The following is a 26,025-nucleotide window of genomic DNA, read 5'->3' as shown; positions in this document are numbered from 1 at the left end:
TATCTTTTGTTTTCCGCTTGACGGATAACCAAAAGGATGTCACGACTATCCCTTGCCTCTTATATTTGCTATACTTAGTTTGAGCTTTCTACGGCAACATCAACTGGTACTATCCACCCAAACCGATCCTCAATGGCTTGCGTTTTAATTGCATCAATAGTACTTTTTACATCCATACTCACAGGATTACTTTGAGGCAATGTTATTACCTCCTCTTTGTATCCTATAGCTTCGACCATCGCTATCGCTACAGCCGTACCTGTTCCAAATGCTTCTTCTAACTTTCCTTCACTAGCAGATAACATAATTTCGTCGATAGTTATCGGTCGTTCCGTTACCTCAAATCCTTTGTCTCGTAATAAAGTGATGACACTATCACGTGTAATTCCTTTAAGAATAGACCCATCGGTTTCTGGAGTGATAAATTTACCTTCTATTTTAAAAAAGATATTCATGGTTCCCACCTCTTGGATATACTTATGCTCATTTGCGTCTAGCCATAATACTTGATCAAATCCTTTGGCTTTGGCTTTTTCAGTGGGCAATATTGCAGCGGCATAATTCCCTGCAGCTTTGGCTTCGCCTGTACCACCAGCAGCCGCACGGATATAATCGGTTTCTGCATACAATCGAATTTTCTTAGTAAAGAACGGACCTGCGGGAGAGCAAATCACTATAAATTTATAACTCGTAGCGGCGCGCATTCCAATAAAAGGTTCATCGGCGTACATAAAAGGCCTTAAATATAAAGCACTACCTTCTTGGGGTGGTATCCATTGGTGCTCGACGGCTACTAATTGTTTCACAGCTTCGACAAACAAATCGGTAGGTACTGCTGGCATCCCCAGACGAGCTGCACTGGTATTAAAACGCTTTGCATTTTCTTCGGGTCTAAATAATAGCGGAGTATTATTATTACCAACTGTTGCTTTCATGCCTTCAAAAATAGCTTGTCCATAATGCAATGCCATAGCTGCTGGATGCGTAGGAATCATTGCTAATGGTTCTATGCGAGGAGCATGCCATGTACCATCTTTGTAATCACAAATAAACATATGGTCGGTAAATGTTTGTCCTAACGGAATATTTGCAAAGTCAATCGCTGCCAATCCAGAGGTTGTCGTTTTTGTAATTTTAATAGTATGTTGCGTATTGCTGCTCATGGTTATTAGTGTTTATACTTCGGTATTATGATATATTATTATTTAACTTTTGTGACGCTTCATGCCACGTAACTTCGATAGTTAGGTTCAGGTTTTTAACTTATTTCAAATTTTAATATTTTTTACTTCTATTAAATTGTAATGTCGCGCCATTCGTCTTATTTCTCTTTCTTCAATTGTAAGGTCGAGCGGAATCGAAACCTTATTTTCAATCGTTACGTTTATTATTAGCGTGTGTTTTGTTACGACATTCTGCTAATAATTGCAAAAGATCAAAATTCTCATCTGCTAAAGCCAATTTCTTTTTAGCGCTCCATTTCTTAATTTTCTTTTCGAAATAAATTACTTGCTCGACATCATTGAATTCCTGATTAAAAACAAGTTGAACAGGTCTTCTTTTATAAGTGAAACAGCTTTTATTTTTTTCTTTTTTGGTGTTCTTCGAATCTTCGTTATAGATTATTTGTGACTCCCGTATAGGTATATCCATCTGAACAAAGAAGTATATAAACCCAATACATTTTAATCAAAATTTTTTTTCTAGTTAATTCATACTATTTCAATTCTAGGTCGAGCGGAGTCGAGACCTCCAGCCACAACTAACTCTTTTTAAATCTCTCGTTTACTATCAAATGCCTCTAACTCATCTCCTATCTTACGTAAAAATGAACCCCCTAAAAATCCGTCTACCACACGATGATCAAAGGATAAGGATAAATACATCATACTTCGTATGGCTATTTCATCGCCTTTGTCTGTTGTGATAACTTCTGGTCGTTTTTTTATAATCCCTAAGGCCAAAATTGCTACTTCGGGTTGATTAATAATAGGTGTACCCATTAAACTACCAAATGTTCCTACATTAGATATTGTGAAGGTACTGCCTTGTACTTCGTCTGGTTTTAAACTATTTTCACGTGCATTGGTAGCTAGATGGTTTACATTTTTAGCAAGACCTAATAAATTCTTTTCGTCGGCATTGCGCACTACAGGTACGATTAAATTTCCGCTAGGTAAGGCTGTTGCCATACCAATATGAATATCTTTGTGTACAATGATTTTTTTATCATCGACTGATACATTGATCATAGGGTAAGCGAGAATAGCTTTGGACACCGCCTCGACAAATAGAGGTGTAAAAGTTAATTTCTCTCCGTATTTTTCCTGAAAATCATGTTTCACAGCATTGCGCCAGTTTACCATATTGGTCACATCTACCTCGATATAACTGGTAACATGTGGAGAGGTATGTTTTGAATATACCATATGATCGGCAATCATTTTACGCATACGGTCCATCTCTACGATACGATCTTTGCTTTGATCAAAAGAGATGGGAGGCGCCTTATAACTTGAAACAGGAACCTGAGGTGTTGCCACTGCGGGTGTATTGGGCAAAGGGTGTTTTCTGTTTTTTAAGTAATGAATCACATCGCTTTTTCTAATTCTCCCGTCGGTTCCAGTCCCCTGTATTGCTTGCACTTCTTGCAAGGATAGATGTTCCTTTTGTGCAATGCTAAGTACTAAGGGTGATAAAAAAGCATCGGGATTTGAAGTTCCTGTAGTAAATGCAGTATTGATTGACTGAGAACTAGCTCTTGCAGCTGATACTTCTTGCTTTACCTCTTTTTTTTCGGTTTTACCTGTTTTTTCTTTCTTTGAACTGGTAGCACCAGATGCTACCGATGCATCTTCGTCAATAATCGCGATCACGGTACCAACCTCAACAACTTCGTTGGCTTCAAATAGAATTTCAATTAGAATACCCGAACTAGGCGCTGGAACTTCTGTATCGACTTTGTCGGTGGCTACTTCTAAAATTGTCTCATCTGCTACTATCTCATCACCTACATTTTTGAGCCAATTAATAATGGTAGCTTCCGAAATACTTTCGCCCATTTTAGGCATTTTTAATTCTATTCTTGACATCTTTTTTGAAATTCTTCTATTTAAGTAAAAATAACAAACATCTTTAATTTTAGTTCAAATACGCCTTTATATTTAATTATAAGTAGTGTTTTTTTCTTTACTTTTGATAAAATATATTTGTTTTTTCTTTTTGATTATACAAAAAATACATTCACCAAAATATTTATCCTTTGAAACTAGATACAACCGATATAAAGATTCTCGAATTACTCCAAGAAAATAGTAATCGTACTACCAAAAGTTTGGCGGAGGAGTTAAAAATGTCAACAACTCCTGTATTTGAACGTATCAAAAAATTAGAAAAAGAAGGATATATTGATAAGTATGCGGCTTTATTAAATGAAAAGATGGTAGGTTTTAAACAGACCGTTTTTATTGGGATTACTTTACAAGGGCATACGCGGAGTTATCTAGAAAAGTTTGTAAAACAGATTAACGATTTTCCTGAAGTGGTAGAATGCCATCGGGTAACGGGCAATTTTGATTACCTTCTCAAATTAGTTGTAGAAGATGTTGAAGCCTATGAACAATTCATTATTACGAAGCTCACTTTACTGCCGTATCTAGGTAGTGTACAAAGCTATGTGGCATTATCCAAAGGAAAACAAACTACAAAACTCAATCTGAAAAATTTGCTTTCCTAAATTATTTTAAACGAGCATCGATTTGGCTTGTATTATTGTGCTATAAATGCCATCCCATAATTCTATTCTTTTTTGTAAGGCTAATAAGCTAAACTTTGTTACCTCCTCCCATTTTAAAGCATCATCCTGACAAAGCTCTTTGACCATAGCCAAACTAAGAGGCCCATGTTCATCTCCGTCAAGTTCAATATGTCGTTCTAGATAGTACACTAACTTATCCAGTTTTTGCTCTTTATCTTTTGCAAGACCTTTTACCAAGGCGATAAAGAGGTCAGGAATTAAATCTTCTCGACCGAAGGTAAAGACAGCTGCTATAACATGAGGTTTTTTTGTTGCTAACACTTCAAAAGTAAAGTGCACAAATTGCTGTATTGCAGGATGTATTGTTATCGTATCAAATGCTTGAGATAAGGTATAAGACTGGGCAATATGAGCTACAAATTTTTCGATTACAGAGGTATCCGCCCCAACCTCATGCATGGCCTCCAAGTACATTTCATAATGACTCATAGACTGTCCTGCTGCATTTACATCACTTTCTTCTCCCAATACTATTTCATTAATGAATCTTCGTGTTTTGGGGTTTGCCGATGGTACCCACGGTAAGGAAACGCAGGTTAAATGCTGCTGTAAGCCCTTTAATAATGACATAAAGTCCCAAACCGCAAAAACATGTGTTTCAGTAAAATGTTTTAAATCATCAATCGTTGCTATGTGATCGTACAACGGATGATTAAGTAACTTTTCTCTTAAGGGTTGTAATTGTTTTATCGCTTCTTCAATATGTGACATAACTTTAATACACTTTACTTCTTTGTTTTAAACGCTTCTAATGTTTTATAGAATGCTTCTTGTGTTGGTCTGTCTTTTGGGACTTCTCTTAAAGGTTCAACCTCGACTAACGATTCGAAACAATCCTGAGGTAATTGTTGATATAATTGAGTACCCTTAGTTTTCCAAGCAATCATTTCGTCGCTAATTTCTTTGATTACTTTCGCAGGATTCCCAACAATTAAACTTCGGTTGTCAAAAATACTTGTTGCTTTAACAAAAGACATGGCTCCTACGATACACTCATCTCCGATCTGAGCATCATCCATAATCACCGCATTCATTCCGATCAGGCAGTTACGTCCCAAGTTGGCTCCATGAATAACCGCTCCGTGACCCACGTGCGCACTTTCTCTTAAAACTATTGATTTTCCAGGAAACATATGTACCGTACAGTTTTCTTGTACATTGACTCCATCTTCTAGAATAATCTCTCCCCAATCTCCACGAATTGCAGCACCTGGACCTATGTAACAATTCTTACCAATAATTACATTACCAGTTACTGCAGCTAATGGATGTACAAAGCTACTCTCGTGTACTACTGGAATATAGCCTTTAAAGGAATAGATCATAGTTTAAATATTGTAGTGATAAATTTTATTTAAATCCTTTCAATTTTTCTTTTGTGAATGCTGACAGCACCAATTTACCGCTTATTACAGCACGCTCTGCTAATTTGGTATCCCAATCTTCTGTCCCTTCCCAAAAGATTTTTTTCATTTCTTTAATGGCTTCTGGATTATAGGTACAGAGATGTGTTGCGAACTTTAACACTTCTTCGTCTAAGGTTTTGGTATCCTCATAGACCTGAGTAAATAATCCTTTTTGTTTTGCCCATTGTGCATCATAAAAAGTATTGGCATCTATTGCAATCTGTGACATTGCTGATAACCCCATTTTACGTTCTACCGCTGGTCCTACAACAAAGGGACCGATTCCTATATTTAACTCACTTAATTTAATTGCGGCGTATTGTGTTGCCATACAATAATCTGTTGCAGATGCTACGCCTACGCCACCTCCTACTGTTTTACCTTGTACACGACCGATTATAAACTTGGGACATTTGCGCATGGCATTGATCACATTGGCAAAGCCCGAGAAAAATACCTTTCCAGTTTCTGCATCGTTGATTGCTATCAATTCTTTAAAACTAGCTCCTGCACAAAAGGTACGCTCACCTCCACTTTTAAGGATAATTACTTTTATTGCCTCATCCTCTCCTGCACGGGTTATAGTATCTGCTAATTGTGCCAATATATCACCCGGTAACGAATTGTGTGCAGGATGAAAAAACTCAATCGTTCCTATTTTATTATTAACATCTAATTTTACGTAAGGTGCTGTCATGGGTAATGATAAATTTTAATTGAAAAATAGTAAAGTATATGGTATCAAATAAACCAGTTTTACTTTTTGTTATTCTATGTTTTTGATTGCTCATTTATTAATCCAGTAAATTGAACTGGGTAAAATGATGGTTAAAATGTTTCACATTAAGCAAATCCCACTCAAAACGATTCATCATACCAAATACGGCGTTTTTGGTAACTGCCTCTGGATTTTCTTTAAAATATGCGATGTATGCATCATACGCTTCTAATAGTCTTTCTTTGGCCGTTTTTAGATCTACGTGTGTTAAAGGATCAAGTTCATCTTCTTTCATTAAAGGATGTTTGTGCCCCTTTGGCATTGGCTCGTGATTAAACACCATTTCTCTTACGCGGTCTAAATACTGCTCTGGTGTGGCAATTTCAAAATCTTGATAACTCCCTGCAGCCATCTTAAAACTTTTTTCAAAATGTTCTACCATATGCTGTGCGCTCATCAAGCCCCATTGTGGTACTGACGATTCATTGAGCTTATCAAGGTATTTTGTGATGTTGGAGCGATCAATGTGTATAAATGGTGATTTTTTTTGTACCATCGTCAATATTGTGGCTACTGCTGCAAGTTCTTCTTCTTGATCAAAAACTTCGACAAACCACTTTACAATTCCGCTAGGTAAGTCTTCTCCGCGGTGATCACGATCAATCTTTTGTTTACATGTCAATCGTACATATACGGTATCGTTGTGATAGATTGGACGTAAAAATCGGCATTCTTCCAATCCATAATTTGCAGCTACTGGACCTTTATTAGGATATACAAACAATCCTGCTGCTGCGGCTAAAATAAAGTAACCGTGTGCTGTTCGTTGTTCAAAGATACTACCTTCTAGTGATGTGATATCGGTATGTGCATAAAAGTGATCCCAGGTTAAATTACCAAAATTAATAATGTCGGTATCTGTGATGGTTCGCTTATGGGTTTTGAGCGACATCCCAGGTTCGATATCTTCCCAATGGTATGCAAATGGATGTTTATCGGTTTCTTTGTAAGCGCTGTTTGCTTGATAGATACCGGTTACTTCAGTTAGTGTGGTTGGGGTCCCTTGAATGGCACAGCGTTGCATATAGTGTTTGATACCGCGCATACCTCCCATTTCTTCGCCTCCGCCGGCACGACCTGGTCCGCCATGGGTAAGCATGGGTAGGGGTGATCCATGACCAGTACTTTGTTTTGCATTTTCGCGGTTACCTACTAGGATACGTCCATGATGTGAGGCTGCCTCTACAATATATTCTTTGGCTATGCTGTCGTCATAGGTGAATATTGAAGATACGAGTGATCCTTTCCCTTTCTGTGATAGTGCTACTGCTTCTTGGAGTGTATCGTACGGCATTAGAGTTGCTACTGGTCCAAAGGCCTCAATCTCATGTACGTTTGTATTATTAAACGGATCGTCTTCTCTAAGAAGTATTGGGCTTACAAATGCGCCTTTTTGTGCATCTGCTCCTAGTGTTTCAATTTTGTCTAGATCTCCATATACTAATTGCGCCGTTCTAGCTATTTCAGAAACATTATTCTTAAAACTTTCTACCTGTTGCCTACTTGCTAAAGCTCCCATGCGTACTTCTTTAAGTCGTGGATCTCCTATGGTGATTTTGTTTAATTGATTAGCTAAGGCTATCTGTACGTCTTCGATACGGTCTGATGGTACAATAACACGTCGTATGGCTGTACATTTTTGACCGCTTTTTACGGTCATTTCTTTACGTACTTCTTTGATAAATAAATCAAACTCTGGCGTACCTACGACTGCATCTTTACCTAATATAGATGCATTCAAAGAATCGGCTTCCATTGTAAAGGGTACTGACTCTTCTATCAATCTTGGATGTGCTTTTAAGATACGCCCTGTATGTGCAGATCCGGTAAATGTGACAACGTCTTGTGATTCAACTGTATCCAAAATAGACTTAGTCATACCGCTTAACAATTGCAGCGCACCTTCTGGTAAAATACCTGAATCTATGATTACGCGTGCGACTGCCTCTGTTAAATAGGCTGTTTGTGGCGCTGGTAAAACCACTGCGGGTACGCCTGCCATCCAGTTCACGGCGCATTTTTCTAACATTCCCCATATTGGAAAGTTAAAGGCGTTAATATGCACAGCTACGCCTCGCTTTGGTACGAGTATATGATGTGCCATAAAACGTCCACCACGAGAGAGATCGATTGGATCCCCTTCGACATGATAGGATTGGTTAGGAAAGAGTTTGCGTAATGATGCATTGGCAAATAAATTACCAAATCCTCCTTCGATATCTATCCAACTGTCTACGCGTGTGGCTCCTGATCTGTAACTTAATTCGTAAAATTGCTCTTTACGTTTGGTAAGGTATAGGGCTAATTTTTTGAGCATATTACCCCGCTCTTGAAAAGTCATTTTACGTAGTACCTCGCCTCCTTTGGTTCTACCGTAGTGAAGCACTGCTGGGATATCTAGTCCATCTGTTGTTGAGAGTGCTATAATATCGCCTGTAACCGCATCATACATTGGGGTACCGTCGCCAGAACCTGCTACCCACTTACCGTTAATATAATTTTCAAGTTTGTTCATTACGCTATTTTTATACTTTCGAAACCGAAACGGTTTTTTTATTTGTTTGTTGTATTGTTATAGTTTGCTTTGTTATTTTGTTGGTATGCTAATTCGACAATCTTTGCGTACTGGTTTTTTTAAACTGTAGTATGTGTTACTTGGCGCGTATTTTCCTTTTTTATAGCCGTGTTATCCATTGTTACAGAGGATTTATCGATTCTATCACACAAGGTATATATAAAAGTATAAGTACTGTGTATTATTGTATATATAGTATCTACAATTGCATATGCAGAACTCATTTCTCTATAAATATCACAATTTATACTCTTTAGAAACATACTATTTTATCTACTTCAAATTTGTATTCTCAATCACGGCAGCATATCCTTGCCCTACTCCTACACACATTGTAATTAGTGCGTATCGTTTGTTTTGCTCCTTTAATTCTAGGGCTGCCGAGTATGCTAATCTTGCTCCTGTAACTCCTAGTGGATGACCAATAGCTATAGAACCTCCATTTGGATTTATTCGTGCATCATCATCTGCCAATCCCCATTCTCGAATACATGCTAAGGCTTGTGAAGCAAAGGCTTCATTAAGTTCGATGATATCAATATCTGCCATCGTTATTCCGGCTTTTGCCAATGCTTTATTGGATGCCTGTACAGGTCCGATTCCCATTATGCGGGGTTCTACCCCTACTACTGCAGAACTTACTATACGCGCTAAGGGTTTTAGGTTGTATTTTTGTATTGCATCTTGAGACGCAATCAAGGTAACAGCAGCACCATCATTAAGACCAGAAGAGTTTCCTGCAGTTACACTACCATCCGATTTGAATGCGGGTCGCAATTTTGCCAAAATTTCTTTGGTTGTGGTGGGTTTTATAAATTCGTCTTGTGAAAAGAGGATCGGATCTTTTTTGCGCTGCGGAATCTCAACAGTCATAATTTCTTTAGCAAATCGTCCAGCTTCTTGTGCTTTTGTAGCTTTCATTTGACTACGGTAGGCAAATGCATCTTGATCTTGACGACTAATATTATATTTCTCTACCAAATTCTCAGCTGTATTACCCATACCATCTGTGCCGTAGAGATCATGCATTTTTTTATTGACAAAACGCCATCCAAAACTGGAATCATACATTTTTGCATCGGTACCAAAAGCTGTTGAGGGTTTTGCAATAACGTATGGACCTCTTGTCATATTCTCGACACCTCCTGCAATAAATAGGTCTCCATCGCCTGCCTTGATAGCTCTATTAGCGTGTATGATTGCTGATAACCCTGAACTACATAGTCGATTTACGGTTTCTCCTGGCACTGTAAATGGTAACCCGGCTAATAATGCAGCCATACGTGCTACATTCCGATTGTCCTCTCCTGCTTGATTTGCACAACCCATAATTACATCGTCAAATGCTTCTTTGGGGATTGCTGGGTTGTTTTCGACTAATTTTTGAATTACCATAGCTCCCAGATCGTCTGTTCGTACGGCTGATAGAGTTCCTTTGTAACTTCCTATTGGTGTTCGTATTCCGTCAATTATATATGCTTCCATAATGTTGTTTTCGAATAAAAATTTTGAATACAGCTTACCGAGGTTTGTTCGGAAATGGTCTGTAACCAAATTTATGATTTATTTTTATTTTTTGAAGTTCGTATAGCTGTTATAAAAATTAGAATTAGTTTAGTTAATTATTACATTAAATGTTCCTGAAGCCGTATCAAATCGCACATGTGGCTGTTGGCTTTTTTTACTTTCTTAAGCTCTAACTAAACAATCACACTTTCTACATTGCTTTTTTTGGCATTGGATCTACTGTGTTGATTTGTTCTATCTTTTATCCTTCCCAATCTTTTCCTGTTCTATAAACTACTCCTTTAAATAATGCTACAATCTGATCGCCTCGCTTTACCTCGACAATATTAAAACCTACTTTTGTTTTAACAATATCGGTCACTGCTTCGGCTGTGATATAATCTCCTTCTTCGAGTGCTTCGATATGATTAATACTAGTCTCGATAGAAACTGCATATTTACCATGTGTATTTGCTGCAAAGCCAAAGGCAGTATCTGCCAGGCTATAAGAAATGCCTCCGTGTGCTTTGTTCATGCTATTGAGCATTTCTTTACGTATCGTCATACCTACTTTGCAGTGTCCTTTTTTCACCTCTAATACTTGTATACCTAGCCATTGACTATATGCATCTTGATTAAGCATATGATGAGGAATTTGCAAACTATCTATTTTATGCTCTGCCATGAATTATTTTAGGATTCTAATTTGGTTTGAATGTGATTTTTAAAGGATGTTATCATCTTAATCAGTTCTACTACATCTTCTCTATTCTTTGCATCTTCTTCTTGAGAGATATAATTTCTCAATTTTGCTTTGGTACTGCACACTATGCACTCATAGGCTGCGTTTGAAGCATCCTCGAGGGCTAAGAGAAATGTTGCTTTACTATTTTCTGATCCTACCGCTATGTTAATAGCGAGAGCATCAACAGCATTGCCAAAAAACAATCCTAAGCGTGCTCGTTCTTCGTTAGGAAATTTGCTTATTTGTTTGTGTACGGATTCCCCAAACTCTAACGATTTATTATAAATAATTAGGTCTTCAAATTTAAAAGGATTTTTATTTTGTTCTGTTTTCATATCAATTTGGGACGCTAGTTAACAAAAAAATTATTGTTGTTTTTTTTCATTTTTCTTAATAAGGGACTGCATCGATATCGGTCTTCGTGATATTCGTCGTAAAGAGCATCGAGCTGAGCTACGCACCAATCAATACCTTTTTGATCTGCCCATTGCAGTAATCCTTTGGGATAGTTGACTCCTTTGGTCATAGCGTTATCGATATCTTGTGCCGAAGCTATATTCCAAAAAAGCGCATCAGCTGCTTCGTTAATGAGCATAACTAATACACGATCAAAAATATATGTAGATATTTCCTCTTGTGAGTCGGTTGTATTGGTATTTGCACCGCTTTTACTGGTAATGTTTTGAGCAATGATCTTACCGTTGGTATCATATTGATAATACCCTTTACCTGTTTTGCGACCAAGATAGCCTGCTTCTGACAAGCGTTTTTGGGTAAATGATGGTTTGTATCGCGGATCGAAGTAGAAAGCTCCAAAAACGGTTTCGGTTACGGTATAATTTACGTCGTTACCGATAAAATCCATAAGTTCAAAAGGTCCCATCCTAAATCCGCCCAATGTTTTTAAGCTTTGATCGATAGTGGCGATGTCGGCAATTCCTTCTTCATACATACGTAATGCCTCACCATAGAATGGACGTGCTACACGATTTACTATAAATCCCGGAGTATCTTTGGCTACCGCTACTACTTTTTTCCAATCCTTTATGGTTTGCGTAATAGTGGTTAACACTGGATCGGCTGTTTGAATTGCCGGAATAACTTCTACCAATTGCATTAAGGGTGCTGGATTAAAAAAATGTATACCAATACAACGCTCGGGTTTTTGCAATGAAGCAGCTATAGATGCTATGGACAAGGAGGATGTATTTGATGCGATGATCGCGGTATCTGTTACATAGGTCTCGAGTTCTGAAAATACTTTTTGTTTGATCTCAAGATTTTCTATAATGGCTTCTATGGTCAATTCTCTATCCCTAAGATCCTTGAGAGATGTTACATAGGAGATGTTATTTTGTATTCGTAATTTTTCGGTCTCATCAATTCTATTTTTTTCAACCAATCGCGTGAGTACTTTTTCTAACGTTACTTTGCTTTTTTCTAAAGCAGTTACGTTAGTATCGTATAATTTTACGGTACATCCAGCAGTGGCTGCTACTTGTGCAATACCACTACCCATCGTTCCTGATCCTATTACTCCTACTTTTTTAATCATACTTTTAATTTTATAATATACCATCTCGTTTGCACGTATGGTTGACGGTACTGTAAACACGTAGCGAGCTGTCAAAGCAAGTTATTATTTTCAAAGGTTTTCTTTGTATCCAAGTAATGTATACTTGGGCGCTGTACACTCGCCAGACAGGTGTTTATTTATATTTATTTTCCTTTAAAAATTGGCTTACGTTTTTCTACAAATGCGGTTACGCCCTCTGCATAATCGTCAGTCTCTGCCGCTTCTATTTGTAATTCTGACTCTAACGCTAATTGTTCTGTTACAGTATTAGTCATAGATGAATTGAGTAATCTTTTGGTTAACCCAAGGGCTTTAGTTGGCATTTTGGACAACTTCATTGCTAACTTCATATACTCTTCTTCAAAGGTTTCTGTAGTATAAACTTCATAGAGCATGCCTAAACTTTCAGCTTGTTTTGCATCTACTTTATCGCCCAATAGCATTAAGGCTGATGCTTTTTGAAAACCAATAAGTCTAGGTAAAAAGAATGTTCCTGCACTATCTGGCACAAGTCCTATTTTACTAAAAGCTTGAATAAAGCTAGCCTGCTCGGTAGCTACCACAATGTCACATGCCAACGCTATATTAGCACCAGCACCTGCTGCTACCCCATTAACTGCAGCTATGATAGGTTTTTCTATGGCACGTATGCGTGTGATGATTGGATTATAGTGTTCTTCAAGAATTTTTCTGAAACCTGGATTAAGCTCGGGAGAGGTAACCTCTTTAAGGTCCTGACCTGCACAAAAAGCTTTACCGTTACCCGTGAGTACTATGGCACGCACCTTGGCATCTACCGTACATTTATCTAAAGCATCCTGTAGTAAAAATGCCATCTCACGATTAAAGCTGTTAAAAGCTTCGGGACGATTAAATATTATTTTTGCTATTCCGTTGTGAAATTCTACAAGTATTGAGCTCATTAAGTTGTGTGTGTTTAATAAATAATTGCTGTTATTTTATTTTAAGCATTTGAAATAATCAAATGGTTCTTGACAATCGTCGCATTTGAATAATGCTTTGCATGCTGTCGAGCCAAATTGACTTACCATTTTAGTATTAGTAGATCCACAATTGGTGCATTTTACTAAGCGCTTATCCCCTAAAAGTACTTGTTTATCTGCTACCTCGTCTAATGGAGCAGCAATTCCGTACGCTTCTAACGCTTTTCTACCTCTCTCGGTAATCCAATCGGTAGTCCACGCTGGTGAGAGTACGAGTGAAACTTTGGCTTCGATATTTTTTTTGGCAAAGGCAGCAATAATATCATCTCCTATAACATCCATTGCTGGACAACCACTGTAGGTGGGTGTGATCTCTACCGCTACTATATCTCCAACGTATTTTGCAGTGCGTACAACTCCCATATCCATAATTGATAAGACAGGAATTTCTGGATCAGAAACTTTTTCTAATATCGAAATTAAATCTGCTGCGATATGTTGTTGTATTGATGTCATTGATTGTAACGCTAGTTCTTAATTCAACAGGGTAGTCGGCTTGCTTAATGGACTTATCACCATTTCATACCTGGATAGGTGCGCTGCATGTATTGTAAATCTGCAAGTAAATATCCCATATGCTCGGTATGGATTCCTTGTTTACCCCCTTTTTGAAACCATTTCATTTCAGGAATTTGTAAGGTTGAGCGTTCTAAAATATCACGCACACGTGTGTAGTAGTCGTTTTTAAGTACACTTACATCTACACCAATCCCCATCTCTACAGCCTTAATATCTGCTTCGGTCATATGAAATAACTCATCTGTATAAGTCCATAAAGTATCCATAGCTTCTTGAATTTTATTATGACTCTCAGGTGTCCCGTCTCCAAGTCTTTTGATCCAATCTGAAGAAAATCGTTGATGGTAACGAACTTCTTTGATACTTTTTTTGGCGATAGCGGCTAGTGTAAGATCTGTGCTATTTTGTAAGGCTTCTAAGACTAAGACGTGAAAAACATCATATAAAAATTGCCGCGCAATCACATATCCAAAATGAGTATTGGGTTGTTCTACAAGTAGTACGTTTTTATATTCTCGCTCGGTACGCAGATATGCTATATCATCTTCGGTCGTTTCATCTCCTTTAAGCTGTGCGGCATATTGATAGTAACTTCGTGTTTGCCCGAGTAAGTCCAACGCTATATTTGTTCCCGCTATATCCGTTTCTAAGCTTGGCCCATGTCCACATAGTTCTGATAATCGTTGCCCAAGAATTAAAGCATTGTCTGCAATTCCATAAATATACTGAATTAAAACCTCGGAAGTATCTGTTGTATTCATTTTCATTTTAGCACGTGATTCTATTATATTAATTCTTGATAATTGCATAGTATAAAATTAAAGAAAAGTACATCTACTAATCTTTAATTCTAAGTATTTACATATGCTTTACCTCATCGGGTAGCTCGTAAAATGTAGGATGCCTATACACTTTGTCATGAGCAGGCTCAAATAATTCTCCATTATGTTCTGGGTTTGAAGCGGTAATATTATTTGATTCAACTACCCATATACTTACACCTTCGCTTCGACGTGTATACACATCTCGCGCATTTTCTAAAGCCATTTCTGCATCAGCAGCATGTAAACTTCCAAAATGACGGTGTTCTAATCCATTTTTACTTCTTACGAATATTTCCCAAAGTGGCCAATTTTTCATGAGTATGCTATTAAATTGCTTGTTTAAGTTTGTTTTTTTCTTGTTTCTCGGCATATGCTACTGCTGCATCGCGTACCCATGCGCCTTCTTCCCATGCATTAACACGTGCAGAAAGTCTTTCTTTATTACATGGCCCATGACCTTTGACAACTTGCCAAAACTCATCCCAATTGATTTCGCCAAAATCATAGCTTTGACGTTCTTCATTCCATTTTAAGTCTGGATCTGGTATGGTCAACCCTATTAATTCTGCTTGTGGCACAGTTTGATCGATAAATTGTTGACGCAATTCGTCATTCGTTTTACGTTTCAATTTCCATTTCATCGATTGCTCTGTATGTACCGATTCGGCATCTGTTGGACCTAACATCATAAGTGAAGGCCACCACCATCGGTTTAGTGCATCTTGCGCTAGTTCTTTTTGCTCGGGTGCACCTTGTGCAAGTTTCATCATAATTTCAAAACCTTGACGTTGGTGAAAACTCTCTTCTTTACAAACGCGAATCATCGCACGTGCATACGGTCCATAAGAAGTACTACATAACGGTACTTGATTGATAATTGCAGCACCATCTACCAACCATCCAATAGCTCCCATATCGGCCCATGTGATCGTTGGGTAGTTAAAAATACTAGAATATTTTGCTTTTCCAGAATGTAATTGCTCGTACAACTCTTCTCTTGAAATACCCAGTGTTTCACAAGCACTGTATAAATACAATCCATGACCAGCTTCGTCTTGAACTTTTGCCAATAAAGCTACTTTGCGTCGTAACGAGGGTGCGCGTGTTATCCAATTACCTTCTGGCAACATCCCAATAATTTCAGAATGTGCATGTTGAGATATTTGTCTTATATGCGTTTTACGATACTTCTCTGGCATCCAATCTTTGGGCTCAATTTTTTCATCACGAGCAATACGTTGCTCAAAAATCTCTTCTAAATTTTTAATCTCTTTATCACTCATAACATCTTCGTATTAAATTATTTAGCATTGCTCTACTTTCATAAATTTGAGAACAATAAGTTTTTTATACATCAAAATCAACCACTACCTTTTCTGTGGTTGGAACAGCTTGACAAGAGAGTACCAATCCTTTGGCTACCTCGTCTTCTTCAAGAGCATAATTAATTTTCATCTCTACGGCTCCATCTACCACTTTACACTTACAGGTACTACAAACACCACCTTTACATGCAAATGGTAAATCTGCTCCTGCAGCAAGCGCTCCATCGAGAATATTATCGTACTCATCACCCATATCAAAGTGAAATTCTTTACCTCCATCAATAATGGTTACATGAGTCCCTTCATATTTATGTTCGATAGCTTTGGCTGCATTTTTTTTATCCTGATCGGTTGCTCCTGAGAAAAATAATTCATAATGAATTTTATTCTTGTCCAATCCAGCTTCTTGCAAGGTATCACGTATTAAAAATATCATTTCCTCGGGACCGCAAATAAAGCACTCATCCACTTCAGAGACATTCATCAACTTGGACGTAATTTCTTTTAATTTATCTGAAGTAAATCTTCCATTCAATAGAGGAATATCCCGTTGCTCTTTTGTTAAAAAATAAAAAATTTCAAGTCTTCCGAAGTATTTGTTTCTCAATGCTTCAATCGCCTCTTTAAAGATAATCGATTTTGCCGTACGATTCAAATAAAAGAGCTTAAACGTACTGTTGGGCTCCATTGCCAAATGTGTCTTTATAATGGATAAAATAGGAGTAATCCCACTACCCGCAGCAAATACGATGTAGCTTTTTGCTTTGGTCGCATCAACCTCTGTATAAAAATTACCATTGGGTGGCAACACTTCAATTTCATCACCAACGTTAAGCTCATTACACGCAAATGAAGAAAAAACACCTCCATTAATTTTCTTAATAGCAACTTGCCACATGTCCTCTACTGGACTAGAACATAAAGAATACGAGCGACGCACCTCTTCATTATTAATAATTGCCTTTAACGTCAAGTATTGACCTTGTTTGTAAGAAAATTTTTCTTTTAAAGCAGCTGGTATATCAAAAGTTATTGAGGTACAATCCTTTGTTTCTTTTTGAGCATCAGCTACTTTGACTTTATAAAATGTTTGCATAAATTTTAATCAAGTACGTTTAATTTATAACAAAACTAACGTTTGTTAGTTTTAAAAACAAATTTTGATTGTTAATTTACCAGTATCTCGATTTTTAAACTAACCCTTTTAATAGCACCGTAATCATATCGTGTTTGAGTAGCTCTGGATTGATTTTTTTTTGTTTAGGATACCATAAGTACAGGGTTCTAAGCGTTGATAATGTCGAAAATACTATGATCTCTACATCAAATGTTTTGATATCGCCATTTCTAATCCCCTTTTTAACGATTTCTCTAAAAATATCTTCGTATTCTCTACGCATCTTCTCGTAGTACAGGAGATTGTTCTCTTCGAGATGCATCCAATCATTATTAAGAGACGCTAACCCCTCTGCATTGCGCAGGGTTACGTCAATATGCAACTCTATTATTTTCTCTAATTTTTGTATAGCATTGTTTGTTGAGGCGTTGATAGCATTAATTCCCATAGAAAACTCTTCTGCTAGGCTAATGATGATATCAGAGAGGATTTCTTGTTTTGATTGAATATGGTTATATAAACTCGCTGCCTTAATCCCCATAGCACTTGCCAAGTCCCGCATTGTTACGGCACTATACCCTTTTTCTTTAAACAATATTGCTGCTGCTTTAATAATTTCTTCTTTTCTACTTTCTGGTTTCATGCGTTACGTACTTGTCTACTCTTCAAAAATAACTTTTAAAATCAGATTTGCATAATACCGATGTAACTTGGTACAAATTACTAGGCCAAAAGTGTATAAAATGTAAAAATAAAGCTCTAAATTTTGCCTTTGTTTACAGGATCGAATAATTTACCAATATGTCTACTAACACTATTCCATCAAACCCATTGATAGATAAGCTTCCGCCACATTTAGTTCAATTTGTGAAGCCACAAAATTATGATAACTACACCCCGATCAATCAAGCTGTTTGGCGCTATGTTATGCGTAAAAATATCCAAACGCTTCAAAAAGTAGCACACCACTCTTATTTGGAAGGATTAAAACAAACCGGGATTTCTGTAGACACCATACCAAGTATGTATGGAATGAATCGTATTTTGAAAGAAATTGGATGGGCTGCTGTTGCGGTAGATGGCTTTATCCCACCTAATGCTTTTATGGAGTTTCAAGCCTATAACATTTTGGTTATTGCATCAGATATTCGACAATTGGAAAATATTGAGTATACACCTGCTCCAGATATCATTCATGAAGCGGCGGGACATGCTCCAATTATAGCTAATCCTGATTATGCAGAATATTTGAGACGTTTTGGTAAAATTGGCTCTAAAGCCATATCATCAAAAAAAGATTATGAAATGTACGAGGCGGTGCGTTTACTGTCTATCCTAAAAGAATCAAAAGAGCAGCATCAAGCCTTGATTGACGATACTGAAGCCAAGATTATTGCCTTACAAAACGAGAAAAGTGAACCTTCAGAAATGGCTTTGTTACGTAATTTACATTGGTGGACTGTTGAGTATGGACTAATTGGAACTGTTGAAAATCCTAAAATTTATGGAGCTGGTTTACTTTCATCAATTGGTGAGAGTGAATGGTGTATGACCGATAAGGTGCAAAAGCTACCATATTCGCCAGAAGCTGCTTTTCAAGATTTTGATATCACAAAACCCCAACCTCAGCTCTTTGTTACACCCGATTTTGCATATTTGAGTCAAGTACTCGAAGAATTTGCAAATACTATGGCACTGCGTAAAGGAGGCCATCGAGGATTAGCAAAACTAATAGAATCTGAAAATTTAGGGACTATTGAGCTAAGTACAGGCCTGCAAGTATCAGGTGTTTTTACACGTATGCTCAAGAATGAAGATAACGAGGTAATTTATTTTGAGACAACAGGACCAACAGCCTTGGCCTATCGTGAAAAAGAAGTTACCGGTCATGGTATTGACCAACATCCTAATGGTTTTAGATCTCCTCTTGGGAAGCTAAAAGGCATAAACCTTGCCATAGAAAATATGTCACCTAGAGATTTAAAGGCATATCATTTTTATGATGGAGAATATATTGAATTTGAATTTGAGAGTGGCATTACCATCGCTGGATTAAACATAACAGGAATACGTAATATTAAGGGAGAACTTATCTTAATCCAATTTAGTGAGTGTACTATTAAATATAAGGATGAGGTACTTTTTAAACCTGAGTATGGAACGTTTGACTTGGCTGTTGGCAAAGAAATTATATCCGCATTTTCTGGACCCGCAGATGATTATTCTTTTAACCTCGTTACGCACGAACCCGAGAAATCATCTGCTATACCTAGCTATAGTGCTAGTGAGTTAGCTTTACATGACCTATACCTCTCGGTAAGTACTATTAGAAATGGAAAAAACTCTAAATTTTCACTTGAAGCTGTATTTGATTTATTAGAACAACAGTATCCTAACGAATGGCTTTTGGCATTAGAAATTTATGAATTAGTGGTTGACCGCGATCCTTCTTTTGCTTTGCTGATAAAAGAAAGATTACACAAAATTGCGCAAGCAAGACCTCAAATTCGACATTTGATTAATGGTGGTTTGGCGATCGCTCAAGTTAAAGAAGAAGTTTTAAAAGGATAAGAAACTAAACTCTTGTTTTAACAATCTTTTCTTTTCTTCCAAATTTTGAAGAAATATTTGATGTTGCTTGCTATTAGGTTGAAAAGGACGATGGGCGATCCCTCGTTGAATCTCTTCAATTTTACCCATAGTTATAAGTGTTTTTTCATCAATCCAGACTTCCATAAATCGTTCCCATACGTATTGGATTGCAGTTTCTGTAGGATGTAACATGTCTGGCTTATAAAAACGATAATCTCTTAGTTCGTCCATTACGATTTCATAAGCAGGAAAATAGTTTACTCTCTCTTCTTGACTTACTACATTATGTATCGCGGTTAACAGATGCGCCTTACTTCTGTTATTTTCGACAAATCCGTCTTTGCTGTGGCGCACAGGCGAAACCGTAAATATTATGTTACATTGTGGGTTTACACTTCGAATAAAGTGCAGACAATTTTGAATGCATTGTTCTACCTCTTCTACCGATAATAACTCTTTATCAAACTCTTTTTGTGGAATTTTATGACAATTAGCTACGATCATATCCATTGCTTTGAGACGGTACACCCAAGCAGTACCAAGGGTTATAAAAATATGAGTAGATTTTTGAAGATGCGCCTTTGACTCAATCAATTTAGAATTAAGTATTTCCAAAAGCTCATCTTGACTAGTTGAAGTAACTTTTGAGTGTGCATCAAAACAATGCCAACGATCGTTAAAGTTAAAGAGGTCAGTTGCTACATAACGCTCGTCCTGAGTAGTCATCCATAAAAAAGTTTCTATAGCTTTTGGATGAAATAAAATACCAAAAGGGTTTACAAGTGCTTGAAATTTATAATAGGCAAATCTTTCTCCAATATTATCGGCAAAACAAGAGCCTAAAGCCATTATATTCTTATTGTAATCGATTTTAGGATCTTGAGGATATAAAGAAATTTTTGTTTGTAAATTCATAGATACGACTATTTGTAGGTTTTAAAACAATAGTGAAATTTTGCTTTTACAAAAATTCTAATTAAAAACAACTTGTTTGGCGTGCTCTAAAGCCTCGTTGATACCCTGCGGGTTTTTACCTCCTGCTGTAGCAAAGAATGGTTGTCCTCCTCCTCCTCCTTGAATAAACCTACCAAGTTCTCTAACAATCTTACCTGCATTTAACGCTTTTACCTCGACTAAAGGTTTGGATATATAACATGACAACAGAGCTTTGCCATCATATACCGTCCCCAAGACTATAACTACATCTTCAATCTCTCCACCTAACTCAAAAGAAAGATCTTTAATCCCTGCTGCATCAAGATCTACTGCTTTTGCTAAAAATTTGACTCCATTGATTTCTTCAAATTCGAGTTTGAGTTCACTTTTGAGATTTCTTGCTTTATCTTTAAGCAGTGATTCCATCTGTTTTTTAAGTTGCGTATTTTCTTCTTGCAAGGTATGGATTGCTTTTACTGGATCCTTGGCATTCTTAAGCACTTTTTTAATTTCAGAAAAGGCGTCTGATTGTGAGGTGAAATATTCTTTTGCAGCATCTTGTGTAATCGCTTCAATACGCCTAATCCCAGCAGCTACTGCACCCTCTGATACTATTTTAAAATGCCATATAGCACTTGTGTTTTGTACATGAGTACCACCACAAAGCTCCATAGAGTCTCCAAAACGAATAGCTCTTACCTCATCTCCATACTTTTCTCCAAATAATGCAATTGCTCCTTCTTTAATAGCTTGGTCGTATGAAATACCTCGTTGTTCCTCTAAGGACAAACCCTCTCTTATTCTAGCGTTTACAAAATCTTCAACCTCTTTTAACTCTTCTGCAGTAACTTTGGCAAAATGAGAAAAATCAAAACGTAGATTTCCGCTATGCACCATAGAACCTTTTTGTTCGACATGGGTGCCCAGTACCGATCGTAGGGCTTGATGCAATAAATGGGTTGCAGTGTGATTTGCAGCTGTTCGACCCCGTTGCTTTGAGTCGACAACTGCGTTAAAGGTAGCATCTATAGCATCGGGTAGACTTTTGGTTATATGTATAATAAGATTATTTTCTTTTTTGGTATCAATTATGTAAACAACATCTCCGTTAGCAGCCTCTAGGTACCCTTTATCTCCTACCTGCCCTCCACCTTCGGGATAGAAAGGAGTTTTATCCAATACGATTTGATACAGCGCACCATCTTTTTGACTTTGTACTTTTCTATATCGTGTGATTTGTACGGCCGATGTTAGCGTATCATACCCAACAAAAGTCTCTGGTTGATTCGTTTGTAAAATATTCCAATCCCCTGCAGATACTTTGGATGCTGCTCTGGATCTATCCTTTTGTTTTTGTAACTCTGCTGCAAAACCTGCTTCGTCTAAAGCATAGCCTTGTTCACCAAGAATTAAAGCTGTCAAATCTATTGGAAATCCGTAGGTGTCATATAATTCAAATGCTTCTTTGCCAGATACCATCTTATCTTTAGTATTAGCAATGACAGTATCCAAGAGAGACAATCCTTGATCCAAGGTACGTAAGAAAGATTGTTCTTCTTCACGGATTACATTGGTTATTAGGTTTTTTTGAGATTTAAGTTCGGGAAATGCATCGCTCATTTGAGCACTTAACGTTTCTATCAACTTATATATAAAAGGTTCTTTAGTATTTAAAAACGTAAAACCATACCGTATTGCACGACGTAAAATTCTACGAATCACATAGCCTGCTCCAGTATTACTAGGTAACTGACCATCTGCTATAGAAAAAGAAACTGCTCTTAAATGATCTGCAATTACACGAATCGCTACACTCACCTTACCATCATTTTTACGTGGATCACTATCCTTATTATATTTGGCATTAGTTATTGTCTCAATTTCTCTGATAAGCGGCGTAAACACATCGGTATCATAGTTGGATTGTTGTCCCTGCAGCACCATACATAAGCGTTCAAATCCCATACCAGTATCAACATGTTGCGCGGGGAGTTTGTCTAGAGATCCATCTGCTTTACGGTTAAACTGCATAAAAACCAGATTCCAGATTTCGACTACCTGAGGATGATCAGCATTTACCAAATCACGTCCAGGAATTTTAGCCTTTTCTTGGGGTGATCGTATATCCACATGTATTTCAGAACAAGGTCCGCATGGTCCCTGATCTCCCATTTCCCAGAAGTTATCTTTTTTATTACCCATGATAATTCGCTCTTCGGGCACAATAGCTTTCCATAAATCGTACGCTTCTTGATCCATGCCTAAACCATCTTCTTTTGCACCTTCGAAAACGGAAACATATAAAATATCCTTATCAATTTTAAATACGTCGGTCAAAAGTTCCCAAGCCCAGTGGATCGCTTCTTTTTTAAAATAATCTCCAAAACTCCAGTTACCCAACATTTCGAACATCGTATGGTGATACGTATCCATACCAACCTCTTCAAGATCATTATGTTTCCCACTCACTCGCAGACATTTCTGCGTGTCTGTTAAGCGATTATTTTTTGGGATACCATTACCTAAAAAATACTCTTTAAATTGATTCATCCCCGCATTAGTAAACATCAAAGTTGGATCATCCTTTATAACCATTGGAGCCGAGGGGACAATTGTATGCTGTTTTGAAGTAAAAAATTCTAAAAATGTATTTCTAATTTCTTGAGATTTCATGCGCTTTTGTACTATATTTTTGGCTATACACCTATGTTTGTCTACCTGCTAATTCACACCATTTTAACGTGGTATTACAGTAGCATTATTGCTAGATTGTGTTAGACTTTACAACAATTTCTTATATTTGTTCCGTTCAACTGGGTTCAATAAAGCCATTTTTGGCTGGTACCCTGCAAAAATAGCATATTTTAAATTATGTCAAAGGTTAAATATTACTATGATAGCGATACGCTTTCGTATCGTAAAATTGAGCAAAAAAAAGGCCGCAAACTTGGCTTAGCACTGATTGGTGTGTTGGGTACTTTTTTAGCAGGCTTTATCTTATTAGTGATTTATCTCAACATTCCTCAACTAGAAACACCCAAAGAAAAAGCATATAGAAGAGAATTAGAAAATATGGAGCTGCAGTTTGATATTCTAAACAATCGTTTGAAACGCGACGAGAATATTTTGAGAGAGATTGCAGAAAGAGATGATAATATTTATCGGTTATATTTTGGAGCACAACCCATACCACAAGAACTGCGTAATGCAGGATTTGGTGGTATAAATCGATATAGAAATCTAGAAGGTTTTGATAATTCTGAAATGATTATCGAAAGCAACAAGCGCTTAGATAAATTGACCAAACAAATTGTGGTGCAATCTAAGTCACTTGATGAAATAGCTAACCTTGCCGAACAGAAGGAGGAATTGTTAGCAACCATACCTGCCATTCAACCTATCCAAAATTCTGACCTTAAACGTATGGCTTCTGGGTATGGATGGCGTAATGATCCTTTTACCAAGGCTAGAAAATTTCATCATGGAATGGATTTTTCTGCCCCTACAGGAACACCAATTTATGCTTCGGGTAATGGTATCGTAAAAAGAGCCGATGCCAACTCTACAGGCTATGGAAAACATATACGTATTGATCATGGTTTTAATTACGTAAGTTTATACGCTCATTTGAGCAAATACAACGTTAAAAGAGGACAAAAAGTAAAACGTGGAGATATTATAGGATATGTAGGTAGTACAGGTAGATCTGTAGCTCCTCATTTACATTATGAGATTTTTAAGGACGGAGAACGTATTAATCCTAGAAATTTTTATTACGGAAGTTTAACCTCTGAAGAATTTAATGAAATGCTCAAGGCTTCCTCTCTTATCAATGAAACTTTAGATTAGACTATGCGCAAAGCCCTGCTCCTTGCATTTTTTATTAGCTTTACCATCACGAGTAACGCCCAAAAATTCCCTCAAAAAGTTTTAGACTCAATGTCGAATCTTGTCGAGCAGGCTATTATTGCACAGCAAGAATTAACTACTCCTGACTTTATAACATTAATGGCTGTTGGTGATATCATGATGGGTACAAATTTCCCGAATGCAAGCTACTTACCACCAAAAAACGAGGGACCTTTTGATAACGTACAAACTATATTGCAACAAGCGGATATTCTGTTCGGAAACCTCGAGGGTACATTAACCGACGAAGGAGAAAACGCAAAGCATTGTTCTGACCCATCAAAATGCTATTCTTTTAGATCACCAGAAAAATATGGAGAATTTCTAGAAGCAGCTGGCTTTGATGTTATGAGTATTGCAAATAATCATATTGGTGATTTTGGAGCTATTGGCATCGAAAATACTGCAAAAACACTAAAGAAACACATGATTGCCTATGCAGGAATCTTTGCACAACCTTCTGTAATTTTCGAAAAAAATGGAATTACTTATGGATTTTGTGCATTTGCACCTAATAAAGATTGTTTAAAAATACAAAACATATCCAAGGCAAAAGCAATTGTAGAAGAGCTTGCTCGCAAAGTGGATATTGTGATCGTTTCCTTTCACGGCGGTGCCGAAGGTGCAGATCACACACACGTAACCAGAAAAACCGAACGGTTTTATGGAGAAGACAGAGGTAACGTATATACATTTGCTCATACAATGATTGATAGTGGTGCCGATGTAATTTTAGGTCATGGTCCTCATGTAGCGCGTGCTTTTGAAGTTTACAACAATAAATTTATTGCATATAGCCTAGGTAACTTTTGCACATATTCAAGATTTAATCTTAGGGGAATTAAAGGATATGCACCAATCGCAGCAATACAAATTGACACAGAAGGCAATTTTATTAAAGGTAAACTGCACTCTGCCAAGCAAATTGATGAAATCTATCCTTTTATTGATAAAAAGCAAGATGCATTAAAAGAAATTCGTAAATTAACCCAAGAAGATTTTCCTGAAAGTAAGCTAATTTTTAACGAAGACGGGAGCTTTATTCAAGAAAACAAGTAAGTATGTTTGTCGAACTACCAAAAAAAATGTACTATGGTATTGGTGAAGTAGCAGAGGCATTCGCCGTTAACACTTCATTAATCAGATTCTGGGAAAAAGAATTTGACATTCTCAAACCCAAAAAAAATGCAAAGGGAAATCGTAAATTTACTCCCGATGACATTAAGAATCTAGAATTGATCTACCACCTAGTAAAAGAACGAGGATTTACTCTAGATGGCGCAAAGGTTCATTTAAAAGAACAAAAGCTAGAAGCATTAGAGAGCTTTGATATAATTCGTAAATTAGAGTCGATCAAAGCACAATTACTTAAAATAAAAGAAAGTTTATAATAATT

25 protein-coding genes are annotated in these 26,025 nt (G+C 37.1%); 5 read left to right on the top strand and 20 right to left on the bottom strand.

The features are described from left to right. Positions 1 to 74 precede the first annotated feature (74 nt). The 3 genes from ACE939_RS15485 to ACE939_RS15475 form a co-directional block, all read right to left on the bottom strand. On the bottom strand, positions 75 to 1,163 hold the full coding sequence (locus ACE939_RS15485) for a branched-chain amino acid aminotransferase (protein WP_378186620.1): 1,089 nt from the start codon (positions 1,161 to 1,163) through the stop codon (positions 75 to 77). Between the two features lie 208 nt (positions 1,164 to 1,371). Next, positions 1,372 to 1,653, bottom strand: coding sequence for a GIY-YIG nuclease family protein (locus ACE939_RS15480; protein ID WP_378186618.1), 282 nt, complete (start codon positions 1,651 to 1,653; stop codon positions 1,372 to 1,374). Positions 1,654 to 1,772: 119 nt separating this feature from the next. Next, positions 1,773 to 3,092, bottom strand: coding sequence for a dihydrolipoamide acetyltransferase family protein (locus ACE939_RS15475; protein WP_378186616.1), 1,320 nt, complete (start codon positions 3,090 to 3,092; stop codon positions 1,773 to 1,775). Between the two features lie 170 nt (positions 3,093 to 3,262). Between ACE939_RS15475 and ACE939_RS15470 the strand changes: the two genes are divergently transcribed. Further along, a complete protein-coding gene (locus tag ACE939_RS15470; protein WP_378186615.1) occupies positions 3,263 to 3,736 on the top strand; it encodes an Lrp/AsnC family transcriptional regulator in 474 nt (157 codons plus the stop codon). 6 nt (positions 3,737 to 3,742) lie between these two features. On the opposite strand, the gene ACE939_RS15465 is transcribed toward ACE939_RS15470, so the two are convergent. From ACE939_RS15465 to ACE939_RS15395, 15 genes are all read right to left on the bottom strand, one after another. After that, positions 3,743 to 4,528: a DUF3050 domain-containing protein gene (locus ACE939_RS15465; RefSeq protein WP_378186613.1), complete on the bottom strand. Its 786-nt coding sequence runs from the start codon at positions 4,526 to 4,528 to the stop codon at positions 3,743 to 3,745. Between the two features lie 14 nt (positions 4,529 to 4,542). Continuing rightward, complete coding sequence (locus tag ACE939_RS15460) at positions 4,543 to 5,142, bottom strand: transferase hexapeptide repeat family protein (RefSeq protein WP_378186611.1); 600 nt, start codon at positions 5,140 to 5,142, stop codon at positions 4,543 to 4,545. Positions 5,143 to 5,167: 25 nt separating this feature from the next. Then, the gene (locus ACE939_RS15455; protein WP_378186610.1) at positions 5,168 to 5,920 is read right to left on the bottom strand and encodes an enoyl-CoA hydratase/isomerase family protein; all 753 of its coding nucleotides are present in this window, start codon (positions 5,918 to 5,920) and stop codon (positions 5,168 to 5,170) included. Between the two features lie 97 nt (positions 5,921 to 6,017). Beyond that, the gene (paaZ, locus tag ACE939_RS15450) at positions 6,018 to 8,516 is read right to left on the bottom strand and encodes a phenylacetic acid degradation bifunctional protein PaaZ (RefSeq protein ID WP_378186609.1); all 2,499 of its coding nucleotides are present in this window, start codon (positions 8,514 to 8,516) and stop codon (positions 6,018 to 6,020) included. A 333-nt stretch (positions 8,517 to 8,849) separates the two neighbouring features. Next, positions 8,850 to 10,061, bottom strand: coding sequence for a 3-oxoadipyl-CoA thiolase (pcaF, locus tag ACE939_RS15445; protein WP_378186608.1), 1,212 nt, complete (start codon positions 10,059 to 10,061; stop codon positions 8,850 to 8,852). Between the two features lie 283 nt (positions 10,062 to 10,344). Continuing rightward, entirely contained in the window at positions 10,345 to 10,767 is a 423-nt protein-coding gene (locus ACE939_RS15440) for a PaaI family thioesterase (RefSeq protein WP_378186607.1), read from the bottom strand. A gap of 8 nt (positions 10,768 to 10,775) precedes the next feature. Further along, the gene (locus ACE939_RS15435; RefSeq protein ID WP_378186606.1) at positions 10,776 to 11,162 is read right to left on the bottom strand and encodes a four helix bundle protein; all 387 of its coding nucleotides are present in this window, start codon (positions 11,160 to 11,162) and stop codon (positions 10,776 to 10,778) included. A gap of 14 nt (positions 11,163 to 11,176) precedes the next feature. Next, on the bottom strand, positions 11,177 to 12,382 hold the full coding sequence (locus ACE939_RS15430) for a 3-hydroxyacyl-CoA dehydrogenase NAD-binding domain-containing protein (RefSeq protein WP_378186604.1): 1,206 nt from the start codon (positions 12,380 to 12,382) through the stop codon (positions 11,177 to 11,179). A 164-nt stretch (positions 12,383 to 12,546) separates the two neighbouring features. Further along, entirely contained in the window at positions 12,547 to 13,326 is a 780-nt protein-coding gene (locus ACE939_RS15425; RefSeq protein ID WP_378186603.1) for an enoyl-CoA hydratase-related protein, read from the bottom strand. Positions 13,327 to 13,362: 36 nt separating this feature from the next. Next, the gene (gene paaD / locus ACE939_RS15420) at positions 13,363 to 13,863 is read right to left on the bottom strand and encodes a 1,2-phenylacetyl-CoA epoxidase subunit PaaD (RefSeq protein ID WP_378186601.1); all 501 of its coding nucleotides are present in this window, start codon (positions 13,861 to 13,863) and stop codon (positions 13,363 to 13,365) included. A 56-nt stretch (positions 13,864 to 13,919) separates the two neighbouring features. Continuing rightward, a complete protein-coding gene (gene paaC / locus ACE939_RS15415; protein ID WP_378188459.1) occupies positions 13,920 to 14,687 on the bottom strand; it encodes a 1,2-phenylacetyl-CoA epoxidase subunit PaaC in 768 nt (255 codons plus the stop codon). 97 nt (positions 14,688 to 14,784) lie between these two features. After that, complete coding sequence (gene paaB, locus ACE939_RS15410; RefSeq protein ID WP_378186599.1) at positions 14,785 to 15,066, bottom strand: 1,2-phenylacetyl-CoA epoxidase subunit PaaB; 282 nt, start codon at positions 15,064 to 15,066, stop codon at positions 14,785 to 14,787. A gap of 10 nt (positions 15,067 to 15,076) precedes the next feature. Further along, entirely contained in the window at positions 15,077 to 16,033 is a 957-nt protein-coding gene (gene paaA, locus ACE939_RS15405) for a 1,2-phenylacetyl-CoA epoxidase subunit PaaA (protein ID WP_378186596.1), read from the bottom strand. Between the two features lie 64 nt (positions 16,034 to 16,097). Further along, positions 16,098 to 17,171 (bottom strand): 2Fe-2S iron-sulfur cluster-binding protein, encoded by a 1,074-nt coding sequence (locus tag ACE939_RS15400; RefSeq protein WP_378186594.1) that lies wholly within the window; start codon positions 17,169 to 17,171, stop codon positions 16,098 to 16,100. Positions 17,172 to 17,265: 94 nt separating this feature from the next. Next, positions 17,266 to 17,835, bottom strand: coding sequence for a TetR/AcrR family transcriptional regulator (locus ACE939_RS15395; RefSeq protein ID WP_378186593.1), 570 nt, complete (start codon positions 17,833 to 17,835; stop codon positions 17,266 to 17,268). Between the two features lie 158 nt (positions 17,836 to 17,993). Between ACE939_RS15395 and ACE939_RS15390 the strand changes: the two genes are divergently transcribed. After that, positions 17,994 to 19,763 (top strand): aromatic amino acid hydroxylase, encoded by a 1,770-nt coding sequence (locus ACE939_RS15390; RefSeq protein WP_378186591.1) that lies wholly within the window; start codon positions 17,994 to 17,996, stop codon positions 19,761 to 19,763. Here the strand turns inward: ACE939_RS15390 and ACE939_RS15385 are convergent. Further along, positions 19,752 to 20,699, bottom strand: coding sequence for a GSCFA domain-containing protein (locus ACE939_RS15385; protein WP_378186590.1), 948 nt, complete (start codon positions 20,697 to 20,699; stop codon positions 19,752 to 19,754). The two genes, ACE939_RS15390 and ACE939_RS15385, sit on opposite strands and share 12 nt — an antisense overlap. Before the next feature lie 57 nt (positions 20,700 to 20,756). After that, positions 20,757 to 23,393 carry an alanine--tRNA ligase gene (alaS, locus tag ACE939_RS15380; RefSeq protein ID WP_378186589.1) on the bottom strand — a complete coding sequence of 879 codons (2,637 nt, stop codon included), beginning with the start codon at positions 23,391 to 23,393 and terminating at the stop codon, positions 20,757 to 20,759. A 198-nt stretch (positions 23,394 to 23,591) separates the two neighbouring features. On the opposite strand from alaS, the gene ACE939_RS15375 reads away from it, so the two are divergent. The 3 genes from ACE939_RS15375 to ACE939_RS15365 all read left to right on the top strand — a co-directional run bounded on the left by ACE939_RS15375 (position 23,592) and on the right by ACE939_RS15365 (position 26,020). Continuing rightward, on the top strand, positions 23,592 to 24,569 hold the full coding sequence (locus ACE939_RS15375; RefSeq protein WP_378186588.1) for a M23 family metallopeptidase: 978 nt from the start codon (positions 23,592 to 23,594) through the stop codon (positions 24,567 to 24,569). Between the two features lie 90 nt (positions 24,570 to 24,659). Then, positions 24,660 to 25,688: a CapA family protein gene (locus ACE939_RS15370; protein WP_378186587.1), complete on the top strand. Its 1,029-nt coding sequence runs from the start codon at positions 24,660 to 24,662 to the stop codon at positions 25,686 to 25,688. A 2-nt stretch (positions 25,689 to 25,690) separates the two neighbouring features. Next, entirely contained in the window at positions 25,691 to 26,020 is a 330-nt protein-coding gene (locus ACE939_RS15365; RefSeq protein ID WP_378186585.1) for a MerR family transcriptional regulator, read from the top strand. Positions 26,021 to 26,025: the final 5 nt, after the last annotated feature.

The organism is Aquimarina rhodophyticola (assembly GCF_042434915.1).
Classification (GTDB): domain Bacteria; phylum Bacteroidota; class Bacteroidia; order Flavobacteriales; family Flavobacteriaceae; genus Aquimarina.
This window is presented reverse-complemented; position numbering and strand designations above follow the sequence as displayed.